This is a genomic window from Arthrobacter cupressi, from assembly GCF_900099975.1.
GTDB lineage: Bacteria > Actinomycetota > Actinomycetes > Actinomycetales > Micrococcaceae > Arthrobacter > Arthrobacter cupressi.
Genome location: NZ_FNEI01000019.1, coordinates 1 through 13,633, shown reverse-complemented (window position 1 = coordinate 13,633; position 13,633 = coordinate 1). Strand labels below are relative to the sequence as shown.

General features: G+C 65.5%; 6 protein-coding genes and 1 rRNA gene. 6 read left to right on the top strand and 1 reads right to left on the bottom strand.

All coding sequences use genetic code 11. The annotated features are described in order from the left end of the window. Window positions 1–70: 70 nt before the first annotated feature. Window positions 71–2,182 (top strand): glycogen debranching protein GlgX, encoded by a 2,112-nt coding sequence (gene glgX / locus BLP88_RS17115; protein ID WP_074591211.1) that lies wholly within the window; start codon window positions 71–73, stop codon window positions 2,180–2,182. A gap of 67 nt (window positions 2,183–2,249) precedes the next feature. Beyond that, window positions 2,250–2,609 (top strand): barstar family protein, encoded by a 360-nt coding sequence (locus BLP88_RS17110; RefSeq protein WP_074591209.1) that lies wholly within the window; start codon window positions 2,250–2,252, stop codon window positions 2,607–2,609. 90 nt (window positions 2,610–2,699) lie between these two features. Here BLP88_RS17110 and glgP read toward each other — a convergent pair whose 3' ends face one another. Continuing rightward, window positions 2,700–5,318 carry an alpha-glucan family phosphorylase gene (gene glgP / locus BLP88_RS17105; protein ID WP_175453591.1) on the bottom strand — a complete coding sequence of 873 codons (2,619 nt, stop codon included), beginning with the start codon at window positions 5,316–5,318 and terminating at the stop codon, window positions 2,700–2,702. Window positions 5,319–5,509: 191 nt separating this feature from the next. Between glgP and BLP88_RS17100 the strand changes: the two genes are divergently transcribed. The 4 genes from BLP88_RS17100 to BLP88_RS17085 form a co-directional block, all read left to right on the top strand. Beyond that, window positions 5,510–7,540 carry an alpha-1,4-glucan--maltose-1-phosphate maltosyltransferase gene (locus BLP88_RS17100; protein ID WP_074591206.1) on the top strand — a complete coding sequence of 677 codons (2,031 nt, stop codon included), beginning with the start codon at window positions 5,510–5,512 and terminating at the stop codon, window positions 7,538–7,540. Window positions 7,541–7,545: 5 nt separating this feature from the next. Further along, window positions 7,546–9,342, top strand: a complete 1,797-nt coding sequence (gene treS / locus BLP88_RS17095; protein WP_074591204.1) for a maltose alpha-D-glucosyltransferase — start codon at window positions 7,546–7,548, stop codon at window positions 9,340–9,342. A gap of 1 nt (window position 9,343) precedes the next feature. Further along, complete coding sequence (gene glgB, locus BLP88_RS17090; protein WP_074591202.1) at window positions 9,344–13,078, top strand: 1,4-alpha-glucan branching protein GlgB; 3,735 nt, start codon at window positions 9,344–9,346, stop codon at window positions 13,076–13,078. A gap of 445 nt (window positions 13,079–13,523) precedes the next feature. Next, window positions 13,524–13,633: ribosomal RNA gene (locus BLP88_RS17085) — 16S ribosomal RNA — on the top strand; the annotation flags it as partial.

The following is a 13,633-nucleotide window of genomic DNA, read 5'->3' as shown; positions in this document are numbered from 1 at the left end:
GACCGGAGGGAATCCGCAATAGAACGACGATTTCGTACGGCAACACCGGCTGGCAGCTAAGCTTTATGCGATGGTCATGCCGATTTTTGACACCGCAGCCACCGTAGACGCCGCGCGTCCGACGCCCCTCGGTGTAAGTGATCCGCGGCCCGGATTATCCGGTGCGGATCCGACCGGGCCTGACCAGGTGAACGTGGCCGTTTGGGCTCCCGGGCTGGAACACGTCGAACTTGCCTTCCGCGAGCCCGGTGGCACGTGGCGCGTCCGCACCCTTCCCAACAAGGCAGACGGGGTGCATTTCGGGATCGTCGACGGCATGCCGCCGGGCACCCGCTATGGCTTCCGCGCCGCCGACGCGGGAGAGGACGTCCTTCCGCTGTCGCTCCCGGCCATTGATTTCGACGACGACGGCGCCCCGCAACTGCTGCTGGACCCTTACGGCCGTGCGGTCCACCGGAACGGCGAACTGCTCAGCAGCGTGCGGATGGATCCGCATTTCGACTGGGGCAACGACCGGAGGATGCGCACCCCCTGGCGCGACACCATCGTGTACGAGGCCCACGTCCGCGGACAGAGCAAGCTGCACCCGGACATCCCGGAACACCTGCGCGGCACTTACGCGGGCATGGCACACCCGGCCATGATCGAGCATTTCCACGCCCTGGGCGTCACGGCAATCCAGCTGCTTCCCGTGCACTTCCACCTGGACGAACAGCACCTGCAGTACCTTGGCCTGACCAACTATTGGGGCTACAACACGGCCGCGTTCTTCGCGCCGCACCCGGATTACGCCACCCAGGCCGCGCAGGACGCGGGCCCGCACGCCGTGCAGGACGAATTCAAGGGCATGGTCAAGCTGCTGCACGCCGCGGGGCTTGAGGTCATCCTCGACGTTGTCTACAACCACACGGCCGAAGCAGGCCCGGACGGGGACGTCATCAGTTTCCGCGGCCTGGGCGAGGAGCAGTACTACCGTCACGACGCGCACGGCCGCTACCTGGACACCACCGGGTGCGGGAACACCTTGGACTTCAGCCACCCGCGCGTGGTGGACCTGGCCATCGATTCCCTGCGGTACTGGGTGGAGGAATTCCACATTGACGGCTTCCGTTTCGATTTGGCCGTCACCCTGTGCCGCAACGCCCGCAACGAATTCGACCCCAACCACCCCTTCCTCAAGCGCATCGGGACGGATCCCGTGCTGTCCTCGGTCAAGCTGATTGCCGAGCCTTGGGACGTCGGCTGGGGCGGCTGGCAGACCGGCGCCTTCCCCAAGGGCTGGGTGGACTGGAATGACCACTTCCGTGACGAAGTGCGGCGCTTCTGGCTTTCGGACCGCGCGGCCGCGGAGGCCGGGCTTCCTACCGGGAACATCGGTGCAGTGGCTGACGCCCTGAGCGGCTCGACCAGCATTTTCGCCCGTTCCGGCCGCTCCCGCCTCGCCTCGCTGAACTTCATCACCGCGCACGACGGCTTCACGCTGGCCGACCTCGTCTCCTATGACCGCAAGCACAACGAGGCGAACGGGGAACAGAACCGGGACGGCCACAGCGACAACCGCAGTTACAACCACGGCTTCGAAGGCCGGACGGAGAACGAGGCCATCGTGGCCCAGCGGGCCCGGTCACGCCGGAACCTCATGACCACCCTGATGGTCTCCCTCGGCGTGCCCATGATCACCGCGGGGGACGAACTCGGCAGGACCCAGCACGGCAACAACAACGCCTACTGCCAGGACAACTCCTTGACCTGGATCGACTGGACCCAGACGCCTGAGTCCCATGCGATGTTCCGCAACACCAAGCGCGTCATCCGCATCCGCAAGGAGTTCCTCGCGGCCCAGCCGGAAGGCTTCCCCGAAAAGATCGCGGGCATCGAATGGTTCGACGAAAAGGGGGAGCGGATGACCGAGGCCCGCTGGCATGACCACTCCCTGCGCCTGGTCCAGATGCTGATCGGTTCCGAAGACGGCGGCTTCAGCGGCTTGGTGGTGCTGAACGGGAACATCAATGACACCAAGGTCGTGCTCCCCAAGCTGGGACCGGCGGCCGGCGGCGGACACACCCGTTTCGAGCTGCGCCTGACCACCTCGGAACTGGACGACCGCCGCCGCGGCGCGATGGTTGCCGCGGGCGAGAAGGACGTCATCCAGGGCAACACGATCAACATCTACCGCGCCTGACCCGGGACCCGAGCGTTCGGCCCGGCACGTTCGGCCCGGCCTGAAACAGCCGAAGGGAGAGCCCGCCATGAAGATCTATTCCGCGGACACCTGGACCCTGGACGAACTCCGGGATCAGATCGCCGACGCCGGCCGCCGCACCGTCCTGGTGCCGCCCGCCGCAACCAAGCAGGCCGTCCTCGAAGTCTTCGGCCAAGTCCTGGATTTCCCGGAGTACTACGGGATCAACCTCGATGCCTTGAACGACTCCCTCCACGACTTCGCAGACGGCCTCTCCGAGGACGGACAGGCCCCGGTCACCCTCATCTGGCAGGTCCCGGCCGCCTACCGCACGGACCGTTCCTTCGGCGTCGTCTGCGAAATCCTGCAGGACGCCGAGGCCTACGCCGGCAGGGACCTGGCGGTCATCGCCGTCTTTCAGCAATAGCGTCCGCCGGGGCGGGAGGATTTCAGGCAGGAAGTTAAACGGAAGGGACGCCGGACCAGACGGTCCGGCGTCCCTTCCGTTGCAGGTAGATCAGGCGTTGGCAATCAGGCCAAGCTCGGCCTTGGATGCCAGGGCGGGGTTGTTCGGCAGGACCCGTACCGTGTAGCCGAACGAGCCCGAACGGTTGATCAGGACGGAACCGGAGAAGAGGTACCGGCCGTTGCCGAGTTCCTCGAAGGTCGTCAGCTCGGACACGGTCACGTCGTCGAGTTCGTCGCTTTCCTCGGCACGGCCGTACGCGATCTCCACGCAGACATCGTCCGGGGTCAAAGAACGCAGCGCGATGTAGGCGTTCACATGGAGGTTGTCACCGACCCTGGGCTCTTCCGTAACGCCCACGGAGTCCACGTGCTCCACCACCAGCTGCGGCCAGGCGTTGCGGACCCGGGTGGTCCAAGCGGCGAGGTCCTTGGCTTCCTTGAAGGAACCCGCGGCGGCGCGCCGGCCGGACACGGCAGCGGGGCAGTAGAGCCGGTTGACGTAGTCCTGCAGCATCCGTTCGGCCGACACCGCCGGGCCCAGCTTGGCCAGCGTGTGCTTGATCATGGAAACCCAGTGCGTGGGAACGGCCTGCGGTGCGGACTCCGACGGACCTGCCGCGCCAGCGCCCTCGGCAACCACCGACCCGTAGAAGCGCGGGGCCACTTGGGTTTCCAGCAGCTCGTACAGGGCCGCGGCTTCGATGTCGTCCCGATCCTCGGGGGAGGCGCCGTTGTTGGCAGTAGGGATCGCCCAGCCGTTCTCGCCGTCGTACATTTCGTCCCACCAGCCATCCAGCACCGACAGGTTGAGGGAGCCGTTGATGGCCGCCTTCATGCCCGAGGTACCGCAGGCTTCCAGGGGGCGGAGCGGGTTGTTCAGCCACACGTCGCAGCCCGGGAAGAGCGTGCGGGCCATGGCGATGTCATAGTTCGGCAGGAAGACGATCCGGTGCCGGACCTCGGGGTCGTCGGTGAACCGGACCAGGTCCTGGATCATCTTCTTGCCGGCATCGTCCGCAGGGTGGGACTTCCCGGCGATCACCAGCTGGATCGGGTGCTTCTTGTCCAGCAGCAGCGCCTTCAGCCGTTTGGGATCACGCAGCATCAGTGTGAGCCGCTTGTAGGTGGGCACGCGGCGGGCGAAACCGATGGTGAGGACGTCCGGATCCAGCACGGTGTCCGTCCAGCCGAGCTCGGCGTCGGCGGCTCCGCGTTTCTTCCACGATGCCCGCAGCCGGCGCCGCACGTCCTCCACCAGGGAGACCCGCAGTTCGCGGCGCAGCGCCCAGATGTCCTCATCGCTGACGTTGTAGGCCAGGTCCCAGCGTCCGGGCTCTCCGGCCTCGGCACCGAACTGGGTCCCGGCGAGTTCGGAGATCCGCGGGTCCACCCAGGACGGGACGTGCACGCCGTTGGTGACGGAGGTGATGGGCACTTCCGAATGGTCGAAGCCCGGCCAGAGTCCGGAGAACATCTCCCGGGACACCACGCCGTGCAACTTGGCCACACCGTTTGCGCGCTGGGCCAGCCGCAGCCCCATCACCGCCATGTTGAACACGGCCGGGTTGCCGCCGTCGTAATTCTCGCGACCCAGCTCCAGGATCCTGTCCACCGGGACCGACGGCGCCAGGCCCGCTTCGAAGAAGTGGCGGATCTGCACGGCCTCGAAGCGGTCGATGCCGGCCGGAACCGGGGTGTGCGTGGTGAACACGGTGGACGCGCGGCCGGCGGCAAGCGCCTCGTCCCAGTTCAGCGGGGATTCGGCGGACATCAGTTCCTGGATGCGTTCGATCCCCAGGAAGCCGGCGTGGCCTTCGTTGGTGTGGAAGACCTCAGGCGCCGGCGTGCCCGTGAGCCGCTGGTAGGCGCGCAGCGCCTTCACGCCGCCCATGCCGAGCAGCAGTTCCTGCTGCAGGCGGTGGTCCCCGCCGCCGCCGTAGAGACGGTCGGTGATGCCGCGGGCGGCGTCGTCGTTGCCGGAGACGTTCGAGTCGAGCAGCAGCAGGGGAACACGCCCGACGTCGGCCCGCCAGACCTGCGCGTTCAGCTTGCGGCCGTTGGGCAGCGGCAGGGTGATGATCACCGGCCGGCCCGTGCCGTCGTCGGAGGGTTCGCGCAGCAACGTCAGCGGAAGTCCGTCCGGGTCCAGCACCGGGTAGGTTTCCTGCTGCCAGGCGTCCCGGGACAGGGACTGCTTGAAGTAGCCGGCCTGGTACAGCAGCCCGACGCCGATCAGCGGGACGCCGAGGTCCGAGGCCGCCTTGAGGTGGTCACCGGCCAGGATGCCCAGGCCGCCTGAGTATTGCGGCAGGACCTCGGTGATGCCGAACTCCGGGGAAAAGTAGGCGATGCAGGCCGGTGCGTCCTCGCCAAGGCCCTGGTACCAGCGTGGCTCGCTGAGGTAACGGTCCAGGTTCGCCGCGGCGTCGTGCACCCGTTCGACAAGCTCACCGTCCGAGGCGAGCCGGTCAAGCTGTTCGCGGCCGATCGAACCCAGCAGGGTCACGGGGTCGTGGTTGCTTTCCGCCCACAGTTTCGGGTCCAGGCTGGCAAAAAGATCCCGGGTCGGGCGGTGCCAGGACCAGCGGAGATTGTTCGCCAGGCGGGCCAAAGGCCTGATCGGCTCAGGGAGTACGGTGCGGACGGTAAACCTTCGAATTGCCTTCACGAGCGTCACACTAACCGACCCAATCGGCAGCAGGAACAGCTTTAGGTTTCTTTTAGGTAAATGACACCTGTCATCAAAGAATATGTACCGGACCTTAGCGAAACGTGATTTTTCTCGCTAACGTCGAGCTTGTGACTACTACCGCAACACCGCGATCCAGTGCCGCAGGCAAGGTTCCAGCCAGGGCAAAAGTGAAGGCAGATATCACCGACGGGCTTCGTTTCGGCAGATTCCCCATCACGGCAGTCCAGCCGGTGGTCGAAGGAGGCCGGTTCCCCGCGAAGGCATTGCCGGGGGAGGGGATTGTGGTCGGTGCCACGGCGTTCCGGGAAGGCCACGACCAGCTCGGCGTCACGGCCGTGCTGCTGGACCCCAAGGGCAAGGAACGCCAGCGCGTCCGGCTCGCACCGCCGTCGGGCGACCGCGGCAAAGGCACCGACCGCTGGGAGGGCTGCATCACCCCCGGAGCCCCCGGCAACTGGAGCTTCCTGATCGAGGCCTGGCACGACCGCTACGGCACTTGGCACCACAACGCGGAAGTAAAGATCGCAGCGGGCATCGATGTTGAACTCATGCTCGCCGAGGGTGCCGCCCTGCTGTCCCAGGCAGCCGACGATGCCGGACGCAGCGCCGCGGACAAGCGCACCTTGCGCGCGGCATCCGACGGGCTCGCTGACGCGTCGCGCTCCGTCGAGGAACGCCTGGGCGCCGGTTTCAGCGACGAGGTTGCCGCCGTCGTCGAACGCCAGCCGATCCGCGAACTGGTGGCCCAGTCCGAGAAGTACCCGCTCCTGGTCGAGCGCGACCTCGCCGGACGCGGTGCCTGGTACGAATTCTTCCCGCGCTCCGAAGGAGCGGTCTACGACCCCGCGGAAGGCGCCTGGACCTCGGGCAACTTCCGCACCGCCGCCAAGCGCCTGGACGCTGTCGCGGGGATGGGCTTCGATGTCATTTACCTGCCGCCGATCCACCCAATCGGTTTCCAGCACCGCAAGGGCCGCAACAACACCCTGACGCCGGGCCCGCAGGATCCCGGCTCGCCGTGGGCCATCGGCTCCCCGGCCGGCGGACATGACGCCATCCACCCGGAACTGGGCACCTTCGAAGACTTCGACGCCTTTGTTGCACGGGCCGGGGAACTCGGACTCGAGGTGGCCCTCGACCTCGCCCTGCAGGCGGCGCCGGACCACCCCTGGGTCCAGTCCCATCCCGAGTGGTTCACCACCCGCGTGGACGGCAGCATCGCCTACGCGGAGAACCCGCCCAAGAAGTACCAGGACATCTACCCGCTGAACTTCGACAACGATCCCGAGGGCCTGTCGAAGGAAATACTGCGGATCGTGCTGCTCTGGGTCAGCCACGGCGTGAAGATCTTCCGTGTGGACAACCCGCACACCAAGCCGGTGTGGTTCTGGGAATGGCTGATCGCGAAGGTCAACAAGAAGCATCCCGACGTCGTCTTCCTCGCTGAGGCCTTCACGCGCCCCGCGATGATGCATGCGCTGGGCCGTGCCGGGTTCCAGCAGTCGTACACGTACTTCACCTGGCGGAACACCAAGACCGAACTCGAGGAATACTTCCACGAGGTCAGCCACGTCACCCCGGCCTACTTCCGGCCGAACTTCTTCGTGAACACTCCGGACATCCTCACCGAGTACCTGCAGTACGGCGGGCCGGCGGCGTTCCGGATCCGTGCAGTGCTGGCCGCCATGGCCTGCCCGCTATGGGGCGTCTATGCCGGGTTCGAACTCTACGAACACGTCGCCCGTCCCGGTGCCGAGGAATACATCGACAACGAAAAGTACGAGTACAAGAACCGGGATTGGGACGCTGCCGCTGCCTCCGGCCACACCCTGGCGCCGTACATCACCCGGCTCAACGAAATCCGCAAGGCCCATCCTGCGCTGGGCGACCTGCAGAACCTCACGCTGCACCGCAGCACCGATGACGCAACCGTGGTGTTCTCAAAGCACAAGACCCTGCCGGACGGCAGCAAGGACACCTTGATAATCGTGGTCAATGTCGATCCGCACAGCACCAGGGAAAGCACCGTCACGCTGGACCTGGCCGCCCTTGAGTTGGACCCGGAAACCTTCACCGCCAACGGCCGTTTCTGGGTGGATGACCTCCTCAGCGGCGAAAGCTGGGAATGGGGCGAATACAACTATGTCCGGCTCGACGCACACGTGGAACCAGCGCACATCCTGAGCATCCGGAGGTAGGCCAATTGAGTTTCGCTCCGCAGGGCACCAACCCGTACTTCACCCCGAAGAACACTTTCGAACTCAATGCGCCGGGCCTGCAACACGACCCGCATTGGTACCGCAAGGCGGTCTTCTACGAGGTGCTGGTCAGGGCCTTCGCGGATGCGAACGGCGACGGTTCGGGAGACTTCCACGGGCTGATCGACAAGCTCGACTATCTCCAGTGGCTGGGGGTCGACTGCCTGTGGCTTCCCCCGTTCTTCCACTCACCGTTGCGGGACGGCGGCTATGACATCGCCGACTACACCTCGGTGCTGGACGAATTCGGCACCATCAGTGATTTCAAGCGGCTGGTGGCCGAAGCCCACGCCAGGGGTGTCCGCGTCATCATCGACCTGCCGCTGAACCACACCTCGGACCAGCACCCCTGGTTCCAGGAATCCCGGAAGGACCCGGACGGACCATTCGGGGATTTCTACGTCTGGAGCGACACCGACGAGAAATACCAGGAAGCCCGCATTATCTTCGTCGACACCGAGGAATCGAACTGGACCTTCGATCCCATCCGCCGGCAGTTCTTCTGGCACCGTTTCTTCTCCCACCAGCCGGACCTGAATTTCGAGAATCCCAAGGTCATCGAGGCGCTTTACGATGTGGTGCGGTTCTGGCTCGACCAGGGGATCGACGGATTCCGCGCGGACGCGATTCCCTATCTTTTCGAAGAAGAAGGAACCAACTGCGAAAACCTCCCCGCCACCCACGCATTCCTGCGCGACCTGCGGAAAATGGTGGACGAGAACTACCCCGGCCGGGTCATCATCGCCGAGGCAAACCAGCTCCCCAACGATGTGGTGGACTATTTCGGCACGGAAACAGAACCGGAATGCCATATGGCCTTCCATTTTCCGATCATGCCCCGCCTGTATTACGCGCTCCGGGACCAAAAAGCGGCGCCCATCATTGAGACCCTGCGGGACACTCCTGAAATTCCGGCGGGCGCGCAATGGGGCACCTTCCTGCGCAACCACGACGAACTGACCCTGGAAATGGTTACCGCGGACGAACGCGCGGCAATGTACGGTTGGTACGCGCCGGACCCCCGGATGCGGGCCAACATCGGCATCCGTCGCCGGCTCGCTTCGCTGCTGGACAATTCGCGCGCGGAAATCGAGCTCATCAATGCCCTGCTGCTCTCGCTGCCCGGTTCGCCGTTCCTCTATTACGGGGACGAAATCGGGATGGGGGACAACATCTGGCTCGATGACCGCGACGCGGTGCGCACGCCCATGCAATGGAACCCCGACCGGAACGCCGGTTTCTCCAGCGCCGATCCCGGCAAGCTGTACCTGCCGGTGATCCAGTCGCTGGTGTACAACTTCTCGATGGCCAACGTGGAAGCCGAGGCCGCCCACTCGGGGTCGCTGCTGCGCTGGACCCGGCAAATCCTGAGCGTCAGGAAAAACCACCCGGCCTTCGGCCTTGGCGGGTTCCGCCACGTCCCGGCCGACCACGAGGTGGTCCTGGCCTACCTGCGCGAACTCCCCGAAGGCAACAAGGAAGGGGAGGACGCCGAGTCCCTGCTCTGCGTCTTCAACCTCTCGCAGCATCCCGTGGCGGCCACCCTGGACATCCCGGACTACGCGGGCCGGGGACTGCGGGACGTGTTCGGCGGCCAGCCCTTCCCCGGGGTCGGAACCGACGGAACCCTCACCCTGACCCTGGGCAGCCATGACTTCTTCTGGCTCCGGGTCCGCTCGCCCGGCTCCACGGGGTCCGCCCCGTACACCCAGGCCATTCCCGTGCTCTCGATCGAAGGCTGACATGGACCTCCACGAGCCGAAACAGCTCCTGTCCGATCTGCTGCGCGACTGGCTGCCCAGGCAGCGTTGGTTCCCCGTGAAGAGCGGCGGGTTCGCGATGGATGAGACTGCCACGTTCCCGCTGCCCGGACCCGGCAGGGGCGCCACCTTTGACACCGTGCTCCTGTCCGTCGCCTATACGGGCGCCGGGGGCGCCCGGCAGGGTGACGTCATCCAGCTGCCCCTGAGTTTCCGGCCGGAGCCGGCACCGGAGCTGGAAAAGGCCCTGGTGGGATCCCTCAAGGACGACGACGGCGGAACCCGCTGGGTTTACGACGGCGCCTACGATCCGGAGTTCATCGAGCTCTGGCTCGCCCTGATGGGGGACGGCGGCCCGGGGGACGGCGGCCCGGGTGCCGGCGGCGAGTCCGGGAACGGTGGGGGGACCGCCCGCGGCCATTCGCTGACCGGCAGCCACCGCCTGCCCTCTTTTCCGGCCAAGGTGCGCGTCCTCGGGGGCGAACAGTCGAACACTTCGGTGATCGTCGACGACGGCACCGAAGCCACCATCGTGAAGATCTACCGGGTCGTATCCACCGGAACCAATCCTGAGATCGAAGTCGGCGCGGCCCTCACGCAGGCCGGAAGCAGCGAGGTTCCGGCCACCCTCGGCTGGATCACGGGAAGCTGGCCGGCAGGCACCGGACAGCTGTCGGCCGAACTCGCCGTTGCGCACGAGTTCGTGAAGGACGGCCAGGACGCCTGGCGGCTGGCCGTAGAGGCCGCCTCGGCCGGGCAGGACTTCACCGAACAGGCCCGCGAACTCGGGCGGGCAACAGCGGCTGTGCACTCCCGCCTGGCGGAAGCCTTCGGCAACGATCAGGAAACCGAACCCGGCCACGTCGTTGCCCCCGCGGTTGCGAGCCGCATCCGGCACTCCTGGGCGGAAGCGGGCACCGCCGTCGGGCCGTACACGGACCAGCTCGAAGCCCTGCTTTCCCGGCTCGCGGGCCACAAGGCCGGCACCCTGCAGCGCATCCACGGCGACCTGCACCTGGGCCAGATCCTGCTGGCTCCGCAGCCGGCCGGCGAACCGGGCCGCTGGGTGATCCTGGACTTCGAGGGAGAACCGCTGCGGCCGATCGAGGAACGCACCCTTCCGGACGTCCCGCTGCGCGACGTCGTGGGCATGCTGCGCTCCTTCGACTACGCCGCCGGGGCTGCCGTCCGCGAAAAACCCGGAACTTCCGTACCCGCTTCCTGGGTCAGTGACTGCGCCGACGCTTTCCTGTCCGGGTACAGCGAAGTCACGCCAGGAACCATTGACCGCGCCTCCCCGCTGTTTGTGGCATTGTGGCTGGACAAAGCCTTGTACGAGGTGGTTTACGAGTTGCGTAACAGGCCGGACTGGTTACCTATCCCGGTCAATGCTTCGCGGCAAATCCTCGGCACTAGCAGTCCCGGCACGGAAGCCGCGGCGACATTGGAAGGTGAAGAAATGACAGGCTCTGCACGCACCGAACGGCCACGGGTCCCGCTCCCCGTTGACGGCAACACCCTGGCCCGGGTGGCCGCCGGAGCGCACCATGCCCCGCACTCCGTTCTGGGAGCCCACCTGGACGATCATGGGCATGTCACCATCCGCACGGTCAAGCACCTGGCCCAGTCAGTCACGGTAGTCACCGAAGCGGGGAAGACCGAGATGACACACGAGGCCGACGGAGTGTGGGCCGCGGTCCTCGAACCGGTGCAGCACGGCCACGTGCCGGACTACCGCCTTGAGGTCGTGTACGACGGCGGCGCCCCGGTGACGATCGATGACCCGTACCACTACCTCCCGACCCTGGGCGAAGTGGACCTGCACCTTATCGGGGAGGGCCGGCACGAGCGACTTTGGGACGCCCTGGGCGCGCATGTGCAGCACTACCGCTCCTCGCTGGGCGATGTGGACGGCGTCGGGTTCGCCGTGTGGGCGCCGAACGCCCAGGCTGTCCGCGTCAAGGGCGACTTCAACACGTGGGACGGTCGCGAACACGCGCTGCGCTCGCTGGGCTCCTCAGGCGTCTGGGAAGTCTTCATTCCCGGGGTTGTAGCAGGGGCTTGCTACAAATACGAGATCCTCACCAAGGCCGGTCACTGGGTGGAACGGGCCGACCCCTTTGCGTTCGGAACCGAGGTCCCGCCGGCCACCGCGTCCCGTGTGGTTGAGTCCCGGTACAGCTTCAAGGACGACGCCTGGATGGCCGGGCGGGCCGGCAAGGACCCGCATAACTCGCCGATGAGCGTCTACGAAGTACACCTTGGTTCCTGGCGGCTCGGCCTTGGCTACAAGGAACTTGCCACGGAACTGGTGGAGTACGTGAAGTGGCTGGGCTTCACCCATGTGGAGTTCATGCCCGTGGCGGAGCACCCCTTCGGCGGTTCCTGGGGTTACCAGGTCACCTCCTACTACGCACCGACCTCCCGCTTTGGACACCCCGACGAGTTCCGCCACCTGGTGGATGCCCTGCACCAGGCCGGCATCGGCGTGATCCTCGACTGGGTACCGGCCCATTTCCCCAAGGACGAATGGGCGCTGGCCCGCTTTGACGGCGAAGCCCTCTACGAGCACTCCGATCCGCGCCTGGGCGAGCACCCGGACTGGGGCACCCTGATCTTCGACTTCGGGCGCCGTGAAGTGCGGAACTTCCTCGTGGCCAACGCCCTCTACTGGCTCGAAGAATTCCACATCGACGGCCTGCGTGTGGACGCGGTCGCTTCCATGCTCTACCGCGACTACTCCCGCGAGGAAGGTCAGTGGTTCCCGAATGTCCACGGCGGCAGGGAGAACCTCGAGGCCATTTCGTTCCTCCAGGAAGTCAACGCCACGGTGTACAAGACCCACCCCGGCGCGGTGACCATCGCCGAGGAATCTACGGCCTTCCCGGGGGTCACCGCCCCCACTGCTTCCGGCGGCCTGGGCTTCGGGCTCAAGTGGAACATGGGCTGGATGCACGACTCCTTGAAGTACATGTCCGAGGACCCGGTGAACCGGCGCTGGCACCACGGCACCATCACCTTCTCCATGGTCTACGCCTTCACCGAGAATTTCCTGCTGCCGATCAGCCACGACGAGGTAGTCCACGGCAAGGGCTCGATGCTGCGGAAGATGCCCGGCGACCGCTGGCAGCAGCTTGCGAACCTCCGTGCCTTCCTCGCGTACCAGTGGGCACATCCGGGCAAGCAGCTGATCTTCATGGGCACGGAATTCGGCCAGGAAGCTGAATGGTCCGAGCAGCACGGACTGGACTGGTTCCTCGCTGACATCCCGGCCCACCGCGGTCTGCAGCTGCTCACCAGGAAGCTGAACGAGCTGTACAGCCAGACGCCGGCGCTGCACGTCCGCGACAACGAAAGCGGCGGCTTCCAGTGGATCCACGGCGGCGACGCCGACCGGAACGTCCTGACGTTCATCCGTTGGGACCACGACGGTAAGCCGCTGGTCTGTGCCGTGAACTTCTCCGGCGGGCCCCACCAGGACTACGTGCTGGGGGTTCCGTTCGAAGGTGCCTGGAAGGAAGTGCTGAACACTGACGCCGAAGAGTTCGGCGGTTCCGGTGTCATCAACGATGGCGAACTCGTGGCCACGGTGCCCGGGGCAGAGGGCCAGCCGGCCGCCCTGACCGTGACCCTTCCGCCGTTGGGAGCCTCCTGGTTCACACCCGCGGAGTCCACAGCCATCGAGGCCACCTCCGCGGAGGCCACGCCAGAGGACTAGGCGGCGTCCGCCCCCAGGAATCCTCGGCCGCCCTACGGCGTGTTCGCTTGCACGGGGAGGGTCTTCGGACCCTCCTTTTGCGTCCTCGGGGGAGTGGTGGTAGAGTTAGTACCCGCGCTGCTCCACAGGAGCGGATCTGCGGCTTGACTTGATTTTCTTGGAACCATCAAGTCCTGAACGCCGATTTGACCGAATGCGAGTCAGCGGGTAAGTTTGAAAAGTTGCTCCGGAGCGATCCTGAATGTTTGGTTTGGGTGGTGCCGGGTGTGTCTGTTGTTTGAGAACTCAATAGTGTGCCAAGTTTGTTGATACCGATTTTTATTAATTGGTTATTTGCGCTGGATTGTCCACCCCCGTGGATGGTTTGGTGTTTTTAGCTGGTTTCAAATTTTGTGCAGCCGGGTGTGGTGTTATTTCCATTGTGCCTGGTTGTGTCTGTTTTACTTCAACGGAGAGTTTGATCCTGGCTCAGGATGAACGCTGGCGGCGTGCTTAACACATGCAAGTCGAACGATGAAGCACCGCTTGCGGTGTGGATTAGTGGCGAACGGGTGA

Bases quoted from the DNA above. Each gene is read 5' to 3' on its own strand.
- BLP88_RS17110 (WP_074591209.1), top strand. From the start codon at position 2,250: ATGAAGATCTATTCCGCGGACACCTGGACCCTGGACGAACTCCGGGAT.
- glgX (WP_074591211.1), top strand. From the start codon at position 71: ATGGTCATGCCGATTTTTGACACCGCAGCCACCGTAGACGCCGCGCGT.
- glgB (WP_074591202.1), top strand. From the start codon at position 9,344: ATGGACCTCCACGAGCCGAAACAGCTCCTGTCCGATCTGCTGCGCGAC.